This is a genomic window from Aestuariimicrobium sp. Y1814, from assembly GCF_050113895.1.
Classification (GTDB): domain Bacteria; phylum Actinomycetota; class Actinomycetes; order Propionibacteriales; family Propionibacteriaceae; genus Aestuariimicrobium.
This window is the reverse complement of the sequence record NZ_JBNJRW010000008.1, coordinates 45,339-60,041: the sequence shown is the minus strand read 5'-3', so window position 1 is coordinate 60,041 and position 14,703 is coordinate 45,339. Positions and strand designations below refer to the sequence as shown.

At 69.1% G+C, this 14,703-nt stretch carries 17 protein-coding genes; 8 read left to right on the top strand and 9 right to left on the bottom strand.

The genetic code is table 11. The annotated features are described in order from the left end of the window. Positions 1-3: 3 nt before the first annotated feature. From ACQE3C_RS10445 to ACQE3C_RS10430, 4 genes are all read right to left on the bottom strand, one after another. Positions 4-870 (bottom strand): HAD-IIA family hydrolase, encoded by an 867-nt coding sequence (locus tag ACQE3C_RS10445; protein WP_434539125.1) that lies wholly within the window; start codon positions 868-870, stop codon positions 4-6. A gap of 32 nt (positions 871-902) precedes the next feature. Then, entirely contained in the window at positions 903-1,364 is a 462-nt protein-coding gene (locus ACQE3C_RS10440) for a ribose-5-phosphate isomerase (RefSeq protein ID WP_434539124.1), read from the bottom strand. A 143-nt stretch (positions 1,365-1,507) separates the two neighbouring features. Continuing rightward, positions 1,508-2,320 (bottom strand): DeoR/GlpR family DNA-binding transcription regulator, encoded by an 813-nt coding sequence (locus ACQE3C_RS10435; RefSeq protein ID WP_434539123.1) that lies wholly within the window; start codon positions 2,318-2,320, stop codon positions 1,508-1,510. Positions 2,321-2,329: 9 nt separating this feature from the next. Beyond that, on the bottom strand, positions 2,330-3,661 hold the full coding sequence (locus ACQE3C_RS10430) for an MFS transporter (protein WP_434539122.1): 1,332 nt from the start codon (positions 3,659-3,661) through the stop codon (positions 2,330-2,332). 66 nt (positions 3,662-3,727) lie between these two features. Here ACQE3C_RS10430 and ACQE3C_RS10425 point away from each other — a divergent pair, with 66 nt between their 5' ends. The 3 genes from ACQE3C_RS10425 to ACQE3C_RS10415 are packed head-to-tail and all read left to right on the top strand — an operon-like array spanning position 3,728 to position 6,343. Then, positions 3,728-4,255: a GNAT family N-acetyltransferase gene (locus ACQE3C_RS10425; protein WP_434539121.1), complete on the top strand. Its 528-nt coding sequence runs from the start codon at positions 3,728-3,730 to the stop codon at positions 4,253-4,255. Between the two features lie 34 nt (positions 4,256-4,289). Then, positions 4,290-5,774, top strand: coding sequence for a purine-cytosine permease family protein (locus ACQE3C_RS10420; RefSeq protein WP_434539120.1), 1,485 nt, complete (start codon positions 4,290-4,292; stop codon positions 5,772-5,774). After that, on the top strand, positions 5,771-6,343 hold the full coding sequence (locus ACQE3C_RS10415) for a cysteine hydrolase family protein (protein ID WP_434539119.1): 573 nt from the start codon (positions 5,771-5,773) through the stop codon (positions 6,341-6,343). The genes ACQE3C_RS10420 and ACQE3C_RS10415 overlap by 4 nt, the downstream gene beginning before the upstream one ends. Here ACQE3C_RS10415 and ACQE3C_RS10410 read toward each other — a convergent pair. Further along, positions 6,316-7,317, bottom strand: coding sequence for a YeiH family protein (locus tag ACQE3C_RS10410; protein ID WP_434539118.1), 1,002 nt, complete (start codon positions 7,315-7,317; stop codon positions 6,316-6,318). The genes ACQE3C_RS10415 and ACQE3C_RS10410 overlap by 28 nt on opposite strands. An 81-nt stretch (positions 7,318-7,398) precedes the next feature. Here ACQE3C_RS10410 and ACQE3C_RS10405 point away from each other — a divergent pair, with 81 nt between their 5' ends. Genes ACQE3C_RS10405 through ACQE3C_RS10395 form a run of 3 tightly spaced genes read left to right on the top strand, consistent with a single transcriptional unit; the run spans position 7,399 to position 10,000 of the window. Continuing rightward, positions 7,399-8,280, top strand: a complete 882-nt coding sequence (locus tag ACQE3C_RS10405) for a metal ABC transporter solute-binding protein, Zn/Mn family (protein WP_434539117.1) — start codon at positions 7,399-7,401, stop codon at positions 8,278-8,280. After that, the gene (locus ACQE3C_RS10400) at positions 8,277-9,140 is read left to right on the top strand and encodes a metal ABC transporter ATP-binding protein (RefSeq protein ID WP_434539116.1); all 864 of its coding nucleotides are present in this window, start codon (positions 8,277-8,279) and stop codon (positions 9,138-9,140) included. The genes ACQE3C_RS10405 and ACQE3C_RS10400 overlap by 4 nt, the downstream gene beginning before the upstream one ends. Then, the gene (locus ACQE3C_RS10395; RefSeq protein ID WP_434539115.1) at positions 9,137-10,000 is read left to right on the top strand and encodes a metal ABC transporter permease; all 864 of its coding nucleotides are present in this window, start codon (positions 9,137-9,139) and stop codon (positions 9,998-10,000) included. The genes ACQE3C_RS10400 and ACQE3C_RS10395 overlap by 4 nt, the downstream gene beginning before the upstream one ends. On the opposite strand, the gene ACQE3C_RS10390 is transcribed toward ACQE3C_RS10395, so the two are convergent. The 3 genes from ACQE3C_RS10390 to tpx are packed head-to-tail and all read right to left on the bottom strand — an operon-like array spanning position 9,936 to position 12,339. Then, entirely contained in the window at positions 9,936-10,862 is a 927-nt protein-coding gene (locus tag ACQE3C_RS10390; protein WP_434539114.1) for a Sir2 family NAD-dependent protein deacetylase, read from the bottom strand. The genes ACQE3C_RS10395 and ACQE3C_RS10390 overlap by 65 nt on opposite strands. Further along, on the bottom strand, positions 10,859-11,824 hold the full coding sequence (locus tag ACQE3C_RS10385) for an alpha/beta fold hydrolase (RefSeq protein WP_434539113.1): 966 nt from the start codon (positions 11,822-11,824) through the stop codon (positions 10,859-10,861). The genes ACQE3C_RS10390 and ACQE3C_RS10385 overlap by 4 nt, the downstream gene beginning before the upstream one ends. A gap of 20 nt (positions 11,825-11,844) precedes the next feature. Next, positions 11,845-12,339 (bottom strand): thiol peroxidase, encoded by a 495-nt coding sequence (tpx, locus tag ACQE3C_RS10380; protein ID WP_434539112.1) that lies wholly within the window; start codon positions 12,337-12,339, stop codon positions 11,845-11,847. Between the two features lie 50 nt (positions 12,340-12,389). Between tpx and ACQE3C_RS10375 the strand changes: the two genes are divergently transcribed. Then, a complete protein-coding gene (locus tag ACQE3C_RS10375; RefSeq protein WP_434539111.1) occupies positions 12,390-13,115 on the top strand; it encodes a hypothetical protein in 726 nt (241 codons plus the stop codon). Beyond that, the gene (locus ACQE3C_RS10370) at positions 13,112-13,612 is read left to right on the top strand and encodes an NUDIX hydrolase (protein WP_434539110.1); all 501 of its coding nucleotides are present in this window, start codon (positions 13,112-13,114) and stop codon (positions 13,610-13,612) included. Before ACQE3C_RS10375 ends, ACQE3C_RS10370 begins: the two co-directional genes overlap by 4 nt. A 12-nt stretch (positions 13,613-13,624) precedes the next feature. Here the strand turns inward: ACQE3C_RS10370 and ACQE3C_RS10365 are convergent, their stop codons facing one another. Next, entirely contained in the window at positions 13,625-14,641 is a 1,017-nt protein-coding gene (locus ACQE3C_RS10365) for a glutathione S-transferase family protein (protein WP_434539109.1), read from the bottom strand. Positions 14,642-14,703: the final 62 nt, after the last annotated feature.

Below are 14,703 nucleotides of genomic sequence, written 5' to 3'. Positions count from 1 at the left end.
CGATCAGTCGTTGTCGAGCGTCCAGCCCAACTCGTCCCAGACATGTTGGGGAATGAGCTGGTCGACCCGGTCGAGGATGTAGGTCGGCTTCTCCTGGTCCGGCAGCGCCTGGGCCTCTGCCAGGGTCGAGTCGCCGGTCAGGACCAGCGCCGAGGTCATTCCCCCGTCGACAGCCATCTTGATGTCGGTGCCCAGACGGTCACCGACCATCACGGCCCGGTCCGGGGTCACACCGAAGCCGCGCAGGGCCTCGGTGAGCATGATCGGGTCGGGCTTGCCGAAGTTGGCCTGGCACTTCACGCCCGTGCTGGCCTCGATGGCCGCCACGATCGAGGCGCAGTCGGGTTCGCCGCGCCCACCCGGGAAGGGGCAGTACTTGTCGGGGTTGGTCTGCACCAGGATGGCCCGCTTGTGGAACCACAGCGCGTCGAAGGCGATCTGCAGTTTGCGGTAGTCGAAGGTGCGGTCGTAGGAGGCAATGACGATGTCGATCTTCTCGGGGTCGTCACTGAGGGTGAAACCCTCATTGCGCAGGTAGTTGCACAGCGGTTCCTCGGCGATCGGGAAGAGCACCGCATTGGGGTGGTTCTGCTTCAACCATCCCGTGGTGGTCACGATCGTGTTCGCAATGTCGGACACGTCGGTCGGCAACCCGAGCTTGGCCAGTTTCGTGGCGTACTGCTCGGGGTCCTTCGTCGGGTTGTTCGACAGGAAACGAACGCCGATGCCCCGGCGCCGCAATTCGTTGATCATCCGGGCTGCACCGGGCAGGAGGTGGTCACCCAGGTAGATGGTGCCGTCCATGTCGAAGACATAGGCGTCATACAACTCCGTGGGCAGCTGAACGGCGGACGCAGGGGCCTGGCTCATGGTCTTCTCGCTGTCTCGATCGGTGGTCCGGGTCAGGACTGCGGCTGCTCGTAGGACTTGATCGCGTCGACCTTGGCGGCCGAGGGCGACGAGGTGTCGAACTCGTAGCTGACGAACTCGCTGGCCAGGCGGCGGGCCAGTTCGATGCCGATGACGCGCTGGCCCATGGTCAGCACCTGGGCGTCATTGGACTTGACCAGTCGCTCGACCGAGAACGAGTCGTGGGCCACCGAGGCGCGGATGCCCGGGACCTTGTTGGCGGCGATGGCGACACCCATGCCGGTGCCGCAGATGAAGATGCCACGATCGGCCTCGCCGGCAGCGATCTTGCGGGCACCGGCAACAGCCGGGTGGGCGTAGGCGGTGTTGTCGCCGGCCTCGACGCCGACGTCAATGACCTCGTCGACGTTCTCGTTCTTGGCCAGGTCGGCCTTGATCGCGTCACGGTACTCGACACCTGCGATGTCACAGGCAAGAACGACACGGAATCCCATGGTATTTCTCCTTGAATCAGGCGGGAGGTGGGCTGGCGTGCCGGCTCACGTCCCTGTGAACGAACCAAACTTAACACGAATAACTGTAGAATAACCGCCCTGCGTGTGAATTTCAGGGTCGGGCGCATCATCGCGCGGGGGCCTCACAGTGCCTCGCTCACCACCACCCTTGCCGTGTGACGTGCCAACATGGCCAAGTCTTCAGTAGAGGTGCGGTGGTCCACCATCACTGTGTCAAATTCCCCGAGCTCTGCGAAAGCGTGCAGGGCCCTGCGCTGGAACTTGGTGTGGTCGAGCAGCAGGATCTTGCGCCGCCCTGCCCGCAGCATGGCCCGCTTGACCTCGGCCACGTCCTGGTAGGGGTGGTAGACCACACCGTCTTCGATGCCGCTGGCCGACAGGATGCAGTAGTCGGCGCGCACGCCTGCCAGCATGGCCAGGGCGCTGGGCCCCAGCATCGCCTCGGCCCAGGGCTGGAACTCCCCACCGGTCAGCAGCAGCTTCACATCCGAGCGTGCCGACACCTCCCGGGTGACCATCATCGAGTTGGTGATCACCGTCAGCGGGGTGACGTGGGTCAACGCCCGCAGCACCCAGATGCCCGAGGTCGAGTCGTCGAGCAGGATGGACGACCCCGGTGCGATGTGGTTGGCCAGGTGGGCGGCCATCTCGGCCTTGGCCTCGGTGTTGGTCTCGACCCGGAACCCGGCGCCGGCCTCGTGCAGCCCGGAGGCCAGGGCGCTCACCCGGCCCCGTTGCCGGGTCAGGATGCCGGCCTCCTCGAGGGCGGCGATGTCGCGGTACAGCGTCATCAGTGAGACGCCGACGGCGGCCACCAGTTCTTCCATGGAGGCGGTGCCGCGCCGGAAGACCAGTTCGGCGATGGCGTGGCGGCGGGCAACCTGGATCGAGGGCACACCCCGAACGTTCGTCTCGGCTTCGGACCCCGCTCCCATGCCCTGATCCTAGCCAAGGGCGCGGTTGCGTTGCTCCGGCAGGATGAAGGCCGCCAGGGCGGCCACGACGAAGGCGGCCGCGAAGACCCCGAAGGTGAGCGGGTGACCGCCGGCACCGATGAGCACCGGAACCATCAGGGGCGCGATGATCGAGGCGATCCGGCCGAAGGCAGCCGCCGCCCCGGTGCCCTTGCCGCGCGAGGCGGTCGGGTACAGCTCGGGCCCGATCGCATAGAGCGCTCCCCAGGCACCCAGGTTGAAGAACGACAGGGCGCAGCCGGTGATGATGATCTGGGTGGGGCCGTCGGCGATGCCGAACAGGGCCGCACTGACCGCCGAGCCGACCAGGAAGGTGGCCAGGGTGGGGCGCCTGCCCCAGGCTTCGATGAGCCAGGCCGCCACCGCGTACCCGGGGATCTGGGCCAGGGTGATGATCAGCGTGTACTGGAAGGACTTCACCAGCGTGTGCCCGTCCTGGAACAGCAGCGTCGGCATCCAGATGAACGCCCCGTAGTACGACAGGTTGATCATGAACCAGATCACCCACAGCGCTCCTGTGCGCCGCCGCAGCCCCCTCGACCAGATCGAGGGCACCGGCTCGTCCGGGTCGGGGGGTGCCGGGGCCGGCGACGGCTCGGCGGGCGGGGCCACCCCGCCGGCTTCCTCGAACTCGCGCACGGCGGCCTCGGCCTCGTCGAGGCGTCCCTTCGACTCCAGGAAGCGCACGGACTCGGGCAGCCCGAAGCGCACCACCGCCGCGTAGATGGTGGGGATGATGCCGACCGCCAGCGCCCAGCGCCAGCCGTTGTCGATGTTGGGGATGAACAGGTAGCCGATCAGCGCGGCCATGATCCAGCCGAGCGCCCAGAAGGCTTCCAGGGCCACCACCAGGCGTCCGCGGATGCTGCGGGGCGCGTACTCGCTGACCAGCGTCGAGGCCACCGGCAGCTCGGCACCCAGCCCCAGGCCGACCACGAACCGCAGGATGATCAGGGCGGCCACGGTCGTCACCAGCGCCGAGGCACCGGTGGCCAGGCCGTAGACCAGCAGGGTCAACGCGAAGACGTGGCGACGCCCGAACCGGTCGGCGAGCAGCCCACCGAGGGCCGCGCCGATGGCCATGCCGACGAAACCGATGGAGCCGATCAGCGACAACTCCCCCTGCCCCAGGTTCCATTCGGCGGCCAATGCGGTCATCACGAAGCTGATCAGGCCGACGTCCATCGCGTCGAGGGCCCAGCCGATGCCGGAGCCGGCCAGCAGCTTGCCGTGCTTGCGGTTGAACGCCAGCTTGTCGAGGCGTTCGGCGCGCGTGGGCGCAGTGCTCGTGGGAGTGGTCATGGGAGCCTTCCGCTAATCCTGAGGCAGTGTGCCACGAGTTCACGCGGGCGGAGTAATCTCGCCCGCATGCCAGTGACCATCCGCACCGCGACCACCGACGACGTCCCCGCGATCACGGCCATCTACAACGAGGCCGGCGTCGGGACGACCGCGAGTTACGACCTGGCCCCGGTCGGGATCGCCGACCGGATGGCGTGGTTCGAGGCCAAGCAGCGTCGCCGGTTCCCCGTGATGGTCGCCGAATGGGTCCCGGACGAGGGCGAACCCATCGTGGTGGGTTTCGCCTCCTACGGCAGCTTCCGCGACAAGGCCGGCTACGACTTCACGGTGGAGCATTCGGTGTACGTGGCGAGCGGGCACCGGGCCGGCGGGGTGGGGCGGATGTTGATGTCGGCGTTGATCGACCATGCCCGGGGAGGCGGGGTGCACGTCATGGTGGGGGCGGTCGACGGCAACAATGAGGCCAGCATCGCCTTCCACGAACAGCTCGGCTTCGTGGTGGCCGGCCGGCTCGACGAGGTGGGCCGCAAGTTCGGCCGCTGGCTCGACGTGGTGTTCATGACGCTCACGTTCGAGGACTCCCGCGTCGAGTGAGCCACGTCACACCCGGTGGGACTATCGTGCCTGCATGAGCGCTGAGCAGACCACCACCGGGCTGGTCGAAATGCAGGGCATCGACGTGATCGCCGAGGCCGACCGCACCGCCAAACCACGAGACCTGTTCATGCCGTGGTTCGCGGCGAACGTCAGCGTGTTCGGCATGAGCTACGGCGGGTTCCTGCTGGGCTTCGGCATCTCGTTCTGGCAGGCCACCTTCGTGGCCATCATCGGCATCATCTTCAGCTTCGCCATCTGTGGGGTCATCGCCATCGCCGGCAAGCGGGGATCGGTGCCGACGATGGTGCTGAGCCGGGCGGCCTTCGGGGTCCAGGGCCAGAAGGTGCCCGGCCTGGTCTCGTGGATCACCTCCATCGGCTGGGAAACCAGCCTCACCATCGTGGCCACCCTGGCCACCGCCACCGTCTTCGACGCCCTGGGCTGGACGCACGGGACCTCCACCAAGGTGATCGCCTGCCTGGTGATCGCCGCCATCGTCGTGGTGGCCTCGGTGCTCGGCTACCACACGATCATGAAGCTGCAGTCGGTGCTCACCTGGATCACCGGCGGGTTCACCATCCTGTTCATGGCGCTGACCATTCCCCAGATCGACTGGGCCACCGTCGTGCGTGACTACCCCAGCGGCCCGTGGCAGAACGCCATCGGCGCCCTGGTGATGGTGATGACCGGCTTTGGCCTGGGCTGGGTCAACATCGCCGCCGACTGGTCGCGCTACCAGAGCCGCAAGGCGTCCTCCGGCGCGATCGTGGCCTGGAACACCTTCGGCGGCTCGGTGGCCCCGATCCTGCTGGTGATCTTCGGCCTGCTGCTGGTCGGCTCGAACCCGGACTACGCGGCCGCGGTCGGTGGCGACCCGATCGGCGCCCTGGCCCAGTTGCTGCCCCGCTGGGTGCTGCTGCCCTTCCTCATCGTGGCGATCCTGACCCTGATCAGCGGCGCAGTGCTGGGCATCTACTCCTCGGGTCTGACGCTGCTGAGCCTCGGCATCAAGGTCCCCCGCCCCGTGGCCGCCGGCTTTGACGGCCTGATCCTCACCCTGGGCACGATCTGGGTGGTCTTCTTCGCCACCGACTTCCTGGGGCCCTTCCAGAGTTTCCTGATCACCCTGGGCGTGCCCCTGGCGGCCTGGGCGGGCATCATGTGCGCCGACATTGCGCTGCGCCGCAAGCCCTATGACGAGCAGGCACTGTTCGACTCCAGTGGCCGCTACGGGTCCTTCGACTGGATCTCGATCGTGACCATGGTGGTCGCGACGATCATCGGCTGGGGCCTGGTGGTCAACTCCTTCGCCGAGGACGCCACCTGGAACAACTGGCAGGGCTACCTGCTCGAACCGCTGGGCCTGGGCCGCAAGGTCGTCGTGGACGGGGTGGTCAGCTGGGAGGGCAACTGGCCCTGGGCCAACCTCGGGGTGCTGATCGCGCTGGTGCTGGGCTTCGTGGTGACCCTGCTGGCCCGGCGCCACGTGGTGCGCCGCCAGGAGTCCGACCAATGACCCTTGAGGGTGCGTGGCTGGTGGTGATCGACCACCAGTTCGTCTTCGCCGACCCCGCCAGCGACTGGTGCGCCCCGGGGTTCGCCGCGACGATCGCACCGGTGCGCGCCCTGGCCGAGCACTTCGCCGGTCGGGTGGTGCTCACCCGCTGGCTGCCGGCCCTTGACCGGGAGGGCTCCTGGGGGCCCTACTTCGAGACCTTCCCGTTCGCCGACCAACCCGATGACGACCCGCTGTTCGCCCTGGTCGATTCCGCGCAGGCCATCGCCGGTGACGGCCTGGACATCGGCCGAACCCTCGATGCCCGCACCTTCGGCAAGTACGGCGCCGACCTGCTGGCGATCACCGGCCCCCACCCGCACCTGGTACTGGCCGGGGTGTCGACCGACTGCTGCGTCCTGTCGACCGCGTTGGCTGCCGTCGACGACGGCGCCACGGTCACCGTGGTCGCCGACGCCTGCGCCGGCTCGAGCGACGACAACCACCGCAACGCCCTGGCCGCGATGGCACTGTATGCCCCGCAGCTGCAGGTGAGTTCGACTCAGGAGATCATCCGCACCCCGACGTAGGCCACCGAGGCCACCAGCAGCCAGGCCAGCAGGCCCAGCACCAGCGCACGCCCACCGGCCCTGCGCATCACCTGCCAGCGGATCGTGGTGCCCAGCGCGAACAGGGCCACGGTGAGCAGCGCCTCCTGGCTGGTGTGGGCCACCTGCAGGAACCCCTGCGGCAGCGCCACCAGCGAGTTGACCAGGATCGCGGCCAGGAAGCCGACCACGAACAGCGGCACCAGCGGCGGCTTGCGGGCACCCTCGTCGCGCGGCTCGTCCTGCCAGCGGCGGCGCAGGTACAGCCCCACCCCGAAGACCATCGGCGCCAGCAGCACCACCCGGGTCAGCTTCACGATCACCGCCGATTCCAGCGCACCGGGCACGGTGTTGGCGGTGGCCACGGTCTGGCCGACATCATGCACCGAGGCGCCGACCCATTGCCCGAAGGTGGCGGGCTCGACCAGGCCCAGCGGCAGGCGCAGCAGCGGCAGCACCACGATGGCCAGGGTGCCGCACAGGGTGACCAGGGACACCGCGACGGCGGTGTCGTCCTTCTTGCCGCGGGCCATCGGCTCCATCGCCGCGATCGCCGAGGCCCCGCAGATCGAGAAGCCGGTGGCGACCAGCAGGCCGGTGGCCCGGGGCAGTTTCAGCGCTCGGGCCAGCACCAGGGTGCCGGTGAAGGCGCACGCCACGGTGGCCAGGACGACCAGCAGCCCCGGGCCGCCCAGCTGGGCGACCTCACGCAGCGACAGTGCGAAACCGAGTAGGACGACGGCCAGCCGCAGCAGTTGCTTGGCCGCCACGGCCAGGCCGGGCCCGGCCCACTCGGGCAGCACCCCGAGGTTGACCAGCACCGCCCCCAGGACCACGGCGACCGTACCGGCCTGCACGCCCGGGAACCACCAGTGCACCAGCAGGCCGAGGCCACCACCGAGGGCGGCCAGGACCAACCCGGGTACCGGGGAGGACACTGTCGCGGGGCTGTTCACCGGTCCAGTCTGGCCCGTGATTTGGCAGAGCGGAAACCGGCTCATATGATAATCGTTATCAACCTTTGTGGAGGATGCTGAATGACCACCCAGATCACCCGCCGCGGCCTGTTCGGCCTGGCCGCCGCCACCCTGGTCGCGGCCGGCTGCAGCAGCAACGGCGGCGCCACCGACCCCGACGTCCCGACCGTGTTCGCCACGACCATCGTGTGGGGCTCGATCGCCGAGGCAGTCGGCGGTGACGCGGCGAAGGTGACGGCATCCATCTCCAGCCCCGACCAGGACCCGCACGACTACGAGGCCACCGCGCAGGACAAGCTGCTGGTCTCCCAGGCCGCCGTGGTCGTGGTCAACGGCGGCGGTTACGACGCCTGGGCCCAGCCCCTGCTCGAGTCGGTCGACAACGACCCGAGCGTCGTCAACGCCTTCGTCCTCAGCGAGTACCCCGAGGGCGCCAATGAACACGTCTTCTACGACCTCGACACCGCCATGGCGGTGGCGCGCCAGGTGGCCACTGCGCTGGGTGAGGTGAACCCGGCGCAGGCCCAGACCTACACCAGCAACGCCGACAACCTGGTCGCCGAACTCGAGGCGCTGCGCAAGCGCGCCACCGACTGGGCGGCGGCCAACGGCGGCGCAAAGGTGGTCAGCACCGAGTCGGTGGCCGAGTACCTGCTCGACGACCTCGGGCTGACCGATGTCACCCCCGCCGACTACATCCGCCAGTCGGAGGCCGAGTCCGGCCCCTCGGTGGCCGTGATCGAGGCAACCCGGCAGCTGATCGGCACCGAGGCACAAGTGCTGATCGTCAACGGGCAGACCGAGGACGCCGTCTCGAACCGCCTGGTCCAGCGGGCCAACGAGACCGGGGCGAAGGTCATCAAGGTCTACGAGACCTTCCCCGAAGGCACCACCGACTACGTCTCGTTCATCGGTGCCGCAGTCGATAGCCTGACCGAGTGAACGCCGCCATCACGAACCCCGACCGGGACGAGTCCCAGCCTGCGGTGTCCCTGAGCAATGCCTGCGTCGCCTTCGGTGGCCGCCCGCTGTGGGACCACCTGGACATCGACATCGCCCGCGGTGAGTTCGTCGCCGTGCTGGGCCCCAATGGCGTCGGCAAGACGACCCTGCTGCGGGTGCTGCTCGGCCAGGTGCCGCTTGCCCATGGCCAGGCCAGGGTCGGCGGTGAGCCGATCCGGGTGGGGTCGCGGCGCATCGGCTACGTCCCCCAGCAGAAGAGCCTCGACAACCGGGCCGCGATCCGCGGGCGCGACCTCGTCCGCTTCGGCCTGGACGGCGACCGGTGGGGCGTGGCCCTGCCGAGCCGCTCGCGGCGCCGCCAGGTGGACGAAGCGCTCGAGATGGTGGGGGCCACCGCCTACGCCGACGAACCCATCGGGATGCTGTCCGGGGGTGAGCAGCAGCGGCTGCGGATCGCCCAGGCGTTGGTCACCCGACCCGACGTGCTGCTGTGTGACGAACCGCTGCTCAGCCTCGACCTGGCCCACCAGCAGGCCGTCACCGACCTGATCGACCGCATGCGGCGCGAGCACCGGATCGCGGTGCTGTTCGTGACCCACGAGATCAACCCGATCATGCCGGTGGTCGACCGGGTGATCTACTTCGCCAACGGCCGCGCCCGCGTCGGCCCGCCCGACGAGGTGATCACCAGCGCCTCGCTCAGCGAGTTGTACGGCTCCTCGATCGAGGTGATCCGGCACCGGGACCGCGTGCTGGTGTTCGGCGCCGAGGAGGAGCCGCACCACGACCACGCCCATGACCACCATCACGACCATTCCGAGGAGGTGCCGTTCTCGTGAATGCCATCATCAACTTCGACAACTTCACCGCGCTGGTGCCCCTGGTGCAGGGGTCCCTGGTGGCCGGACTGATCCTGGGTGTGATCGCCGGGTTGATCGGGCCGATGATCCACGCCCGCGACCTGTCCTTCGCGGTGCACGGCACCAGTGAGTTGTCCTTCGCCGGGGCGGCCGCCGCGCTGTACTTGGGCTTCAATGTCGCCCACGGTGCGATCGTGGGCTCGGTCCTGGCGGCGCTGCTGCTGGGCCTGTTGGGCGCCCGCTCGCGTGAACGCAATGCCGCCATCGGCATCTTCCTGCCCTTCGGTCTGGGCCTCGGGGTGCTGTTCCTGTCGCTGTACAAGGGCCGCTCCTCGAACAAGTTCGGGCTGTTGACCGGCCAGATCGTGGCCGTCGACGATGCCCAGCTGGTGACCCTGTCGGTGGTCGCGGTGATCGTGGCGGTGTCGTTGGCGATCATGTGGCGGCCCCTGTTCTTCGCCTCGGTCGACCCGGAGGTCGCCATGGCCCGCGGGGTGCCGCTGCGGCTGCTGTCGATCGCGTTCATGGTCGTGCTGGGGTTGACCACCGCGATGGCGGTGCAGCTGGTCGGGGCACTGCTGGTGCTCTCGCTGCTGATCACCCCCACGGCGGCCGCGGCACGGGTGACCTCGAACCCGGTGGCGCTGGCGGCGCTGTCGGTGGTGTTCGCGGTGACCTCGGCAGTGGGCGGCATCCTGCTGTCCCTGGGGCCCGGGTTGCCGATCAGCCCCTACGTCACCACCGTCTCGTTCCTGATCTACCTGCTCTGCCTGCTCATCGGCCACCTGCGCCGTGGCGAGGGGTTCCGGCGCCGACCAACCCTTCGAGCAGGTTACTGACCGAACCGTCGAGTCGCACGCTCGCCAGGTCGTCCCCGCGGGTGGCGCCGTGGTTGATGATGATGATCGGCAGTCCCCGGGCGGCCGCCTGACGGACGAACCGCAGCCCCGACATCACTGACAGGGAACTCCCGGCGACCAGCACCGCCTCGGTCCGCTCCACCCAGTCGCGGGCCCGTTCCACCCGGGAGCGGGGCACCGTTTCGCCGAAGAAGACCACGTCCGGTTTCAGCACTCCCCCGCAGGATTCGCAGGCGGGGACGACGAAGTCGTGCCAGTCGTCGACCACGGCATCACCGTCGGGCCGCAACTCGGGGTGGCCACGCCAGGTGACGGTGCGCACGTGCGGGTTGGCCAGCGCCATCCGGTCCTGCATCAGCTGGCGGCTGGTCACCTCGTCGCAGTCGAGGCAGCGCACGTCGTGGATGCTGCCGTGCAGTTCGACCACCCGGTGACTGCCGGCCTGCAGGTGCAGCCCGTCGACGTTCTGGGTGATCAGACCGGTCAGTTCGCAGGGCCACCCGGCGTCCTCCCAGGCAGCGATCGCGGCGTGGCCCCGGTTGGGGGCCGCGACCCCCATCGCCGCCCAGCCCTGGTAGCCGCGGGCCCAGTAGCGCCGCCGGTTGGTTTCGCTGGAGACGAAGTCGGCCAGTTGCATGGGGGTGCCGCGCTGGGCCCCTCGTCCGCGGTAGTCGGGCACACCGGAGTCGGTGGAGACCCCGGCGCCGGTCACCACCACGCAGGAACCGACCCCGGCCAGCGCCTGCCAGGCGTCGTCAGGCACCCCGAGCGGCACGCCGGTGGGTTCCCATTCCTGCAGGGCACGGTCGAGCGGGCGGGGGGTGCCGACGATGCGGGTCACTTCTTGCGACGCCCGCCCAGGGCGTCGAGCCAGGTGAGCAGGTCGGCGAACACCTCTGCCCGGTTGGTCTCGTGGTAGACCTCGTGGCGCGCCCCGGAGTAGGTCTTGAGCGTGACGTGCTTGTTGCCGATGCTGCGGTAGAGCCCCTTGAGGGCGGTGGCGGCCCGTTCACCGCCGACCGGGTCGAGCGAGCCGGTCTGCAGCAGCACCGGCAGCTTCTTGCCGGTGTTCTTGACGACCTTCTTGGAGTTGACCCGTTCCAGCCCGCCGATCAGGTCGACATAGAGGGCGCTGGTGCACACGAAACCGCAGGCGGGGTCGGCGATGTAGGCGTCGACCTCGGCCTCGTCGCGGCTGAGCCAGTCGAAGTCGGTGCGGGCGGGCTTGAACTGGTTGTTGTAGGCGCCGAAGTTCATCCGGTCGAGCCGGTTCGCCCGGCTGCGGGGGCCACGGGCTCGCACCTGGGCCTTCGCGAACTGCTTGGCGGCCGACCCGATCAGGCCCTGCGGACGAGGGGTGCCGCTGAGCACCAACCCGTCCAGGTCGTGGGCCCACTGGGAGGCGTAGTCACGGGCCAGCAGGGACCCCATGCTGTGCCCGAGCAGCACCGTGGGCAGGCCGGGGTGCAGCACGGCGGCATGCAGCGCCACCGCGCGCAGGTCCTCGACGACCTTGCTCCACCCGAGCTTGTCGGCGAAGTGGCCGAGGTTGCCCAGCGGGTCGGCCGCGGCCTGGGTGGCCGGCGCCGCGGCCGCCGCCGTGCGACCGTGACCACGGTGATCGCCGGCGATGACGACCCAGCCCTGCTCGGTGAGTGCCCGGGCCAGGCCGTCGTAGCGACCACCGTGCTCAGCCATGCCATGGGAGATCTGGACGATCCCGCGTGGGTCCGTGTCGGGGATCCAGTGGTGGATGCCCATGCCCTGGCCGTTGACCTCGAGGTGGAAGACGGTGCTCCTCATGGCGCCAGTCTAGGGGTGGTTCACAGGGCCGACAGGGCAGCCTCGTAGTCGGGTTCCTGGGCGATCTCGGGCACGAGTTCGGTGTGCGACACGGTGCCGTCGGCGGAGATGACGACGATGGCGCGGGCCAGTCGGTCGGCCAGCGGGCCGTCGAGGATGGTCAGCCCGTAGTCGTCGCCGAAGCTGGTGCCCTTGGCGGAGGCGACCACGACATTGTCCAGGCCCTCGGCGGCGCAGAAGCCGGCCAGGGTCTCGAGTTCGTCATTGCTGAGGCACACCACCACGGTGTCGCTCAGGGAGCTGGCCCGCTCGTTGAAGGTGCGCACGCTGGTCTGGCACACGCCGGTCTCGATGTTGGGGAAGATGTTGAGCACCACGCGGGTGCCGGTCCAGGTGGAGGGCGTCAGCCGGACATCACCGGTGGATGCCACATCGAATGCGGGGGCCGGGGAGCCGACCGGGGGCAGCTCGCCGGAGGTGGTGGTGGGTTCGCCGCGACGCAGAATGTTAGCCATGTCCCCAGCGTGCCACACTTGAATGACGCACCCAGCCCAGGAGGACAGCCGTGACTACAGCCCGCAGCCGGTTCGTCGGCGCCGCCCTGGTCGCCCCGTTGCTTGTCGCCCTGTTGCTGGTCGGCTGCAGCAACGACGAGGGGCAGACCGCCGAACCCGTGGTGACCAGCGCCGGGCCCTCGGCCTCGGTGGCCGTGCCCGAGTCGACCTCGGCCACACCGCACCCCACCAGCTCGGCGCCGAGCAGCCTCCCCGCCACTGCCACCAGCCCGGTGGCGACCCGGCCGACGGTGCCCGCCGAACCCAACGGCACCCCCTCGGCCACCGGGACGATCCCGGCGACTTCTGCGCTGGGCACTGCCAGCGCCACCGGCACCAATGAGGACGGTGTGCCCAGCGGCACGGCGGCCTTCGGCCAGCCGTTCCAGTTCCCGAGCGGGTTGAAGGTCAATGTGACCAGCCCGACCACCTTCACCCCCACCAGCCAGGCCGACGTGCCCGCCGGGCAGCGGTACGTGTGGGTGAACGTCACCCTGCAGAACTCCAGCTCGACGGCCATCGACATCGGCATCGTGGGCCACGACGCGTCGGCCGGCGGCACCGAGGCCACCCGGATCTACGACCCGGCCAACCAGATCGTCCCCGCCGACGAGAACCCGGGCCAGCTCGGCCCCGGCCAGGTGCTGAGCTACCGGGTCGGCTTCGCGCAGGCCCCCGGTGCCGCGCTGCGGGTGCGCACCATGTACGGCTGGGACGGCCAGGTGGTCCACGCGTGAGCCCCACCCCACAGTTCATCCTGGACCTGCGCGCCACGATCGGGCATGCACCCCTGTTCCTGTTCGGGGTGACCGCAATCGTGCTGCGGGAACACGAGGGGCGCCAGCAGGTGCTGCTCGTCCAGCGCAGTGACACCCACGAATGGACCGCGGTCTCGGGCATCGTGGAGCCCGGCCAGCAGGTGCACGAGGCAGCGCTGCGCGAGGTCCTGGAGGAGACCTGTGTGGTCGCCGAGATCGTGCGGCTGACCTGGGTGAAGACCTACCCGATGGTCACCTACGTCAACGGCGACCAGGCCGAGTACATCAACCACACCTTCCTGATGCGCTACGTCTCTGGCGAGGCCACCCCCGGCGACGACGAGTCGGTGGCCGCGGCCTGGTTCGACCTGGACGACCTGCCGCCGATGCAGGTCGGCTACGTCGAACGACTCGAGCAGGCACTGCGGGACGAACCGGGCGTGCTGTTCGGCGACCTGCCGGGCACCCGCGCCTGATCCCCGGCTTGCTCAGGCGGGCTCGGGGGCGGTGCCGCCACCCCAGGGGTCGTCGCTGAGCGCTTCTCGTCCGTGGGGGGTGAGCCAGTTCGACAGGTCGGGGCCGACCGGGACGATCTGGCTGGGGTTGATGTCGGTGTGGACGATGTAGTAGTGCTGCTTGATCTGTTCGAAGTCGACGGTGTCGCCGAAGCCGGGGGTCTGGAACAGGTCGCGGGCGTAGGCCCACAGCACCGGCATCTCGGCCAGCTTCTGGCGGTTGCACTTGAAGTGGCCGTGGTAGACCGGGTCGAACCGCACCAGGGTGGTGAACAGGCGCACGTCTGCCTCGGTGATGTGCGGTCCCATCAGGTAGCGCCGGTCGGCCAGGTGCTCCTCGAGCCAGTCGAGGGCGACCCAGAGGCGTTCGTGGGCGGCCTCGTAGGCCTCCTGGGTGCCGGCGAAGCCGCAGCGGTAGACCCCGTTGTTCACCTCGGTGTAGATGCGCTTCATGATCGGCGCCATCTCGTCGCGCAGGTGCACGGGCCACAGGTCCGGCGCCCCCTCGCGGTGGAACTGGGTCCATTCGGTGCTGAAGTCGAGGGTGATCTGGGCGAAGTCGTTGGTGACCACCTCACCGGTGGCCTCCTCCACGACCGCCGGCACCGTGATGCCCCGGGGGTAGCCGGGGAAGCGCTTCTCGTAGGCGTCCTTCAGCTTGTGGATGCCGAGCACCGGGTCGACGCCGCCCGGGTCGAGGTCGAAGGTCCAGGAGTCGGCGTCGTGGGTGGGGCCGGGCAGGCCCAACGAGATGACGTCCTCGAGGCCGAGCAGTCGCCGGACGATGATCGTCCGGTTGGCCCAGGGGCAGGCGCGGGCCGCGACCAGTCGGTAGCGGCCGGGCTCAACGGGGTACTCGTCGGCACCCGGCGTGGGGTCGGCGACGATGCGCGTGGTGATGTAGTTCGTGTCCCTGGCGAACTCCTTGCCCTTGCTGGAGTAGACCCCACCTTGGGAGTGTTCGGCGGCCACCTGGTCGTTGTCTGACATGGCTCCAGCCTACGGCGCTTGATCGGCAAACTATGATGACATCAAGACAGTGTCACCGATGA

What these genes read in the sequence shown, in the direction of transcription:
- ACQE3C_RS10445 (WP_434539125.1), bottom strand. Translation starts at nt 870, where the DNA reads ATGAGCCAGGCCCCTGCGTCCGCCGTTCAGCTGCCCACGGAGTTGTAT.
- ACQE3C_RS10440 (WP_434539124.1), bottom strand. Translation starts at nt 1,364, where the DNA reads ATGGGATTCCGTGTCGTTCTTGCCTGTGACATCGCAGGTGTCGAGTAC.
- ACQE3C_RS10435 (WP_434539123.1), bottom strand. Translation starts at nt 2,320, where the DNA reads ATGGGAGCGGGGTCCGAAGCCGAGACGAACGTTCGGGGTGTGCCCTCG.
- ACQE3C_RS10430 (WP_434539122.1), bottom strand. Translation starts at nt 3,661, where the DNA reads ATGACCACTCCCACGAGCACTGCGCCCACGCGCGCCGAACGCCTCGAC.
- ACQE3C_RS10425 (WP_434539121.1), top strand. Translation starts at nt 3,728, where the DNA reads ATGCCAGTGACCATCCGCACCGCGACCACCGACGACGTCCCCGCGATC.
- ACQE3C_RS10420 (WP_434539120.1), top strand. Translation starts at nt 4,290, where the DNA reads ATGAGCGCTGAGCAGACCACCACCGGGCTGGTCGAAATGCAGGGCATC.
- ACQE3C_RS10415 (WP_434539119.1), top strand. Translation starts at nt 5,771, where the DNA reads ATGACCCTTGAGGGTGCGTGGCTGGTGGTGATCGACCACCAGTTCGTC.
- ACQE3C_RS10405 (WP_434539117.1), top strand. Translation starts at nt 7,399, where the DNA reads ATGACCACCCAGATCACCCGCCGCGGCCTGTTCGGCCTGGCCGCCGCC.
- ACQE3C_RS10385 (WP_434539113.1), bottom strand. Translation starts at nt 11,824, where the DNA reads ATGAGGAGCACCGTCTTCCACCTCGAGGTCAACGGCCAGGGCATGGGC.
- tpx (WP_434539112.1), bottom strand. Translation starts at nt 12,339, where the DNA reads ATGGCTAACATTCTGCGTCGCGGCGAACCCACCACCACCTCCGGCGAG.
- ACQE3C_RS10365 (WP_434539109.1), bottom strand. Translation starts at nt 14,641, where the DNA reads ATGTCAGACAACGACCAGGTGGCCGCCGAACACTCCCAAGGTGGGGTC.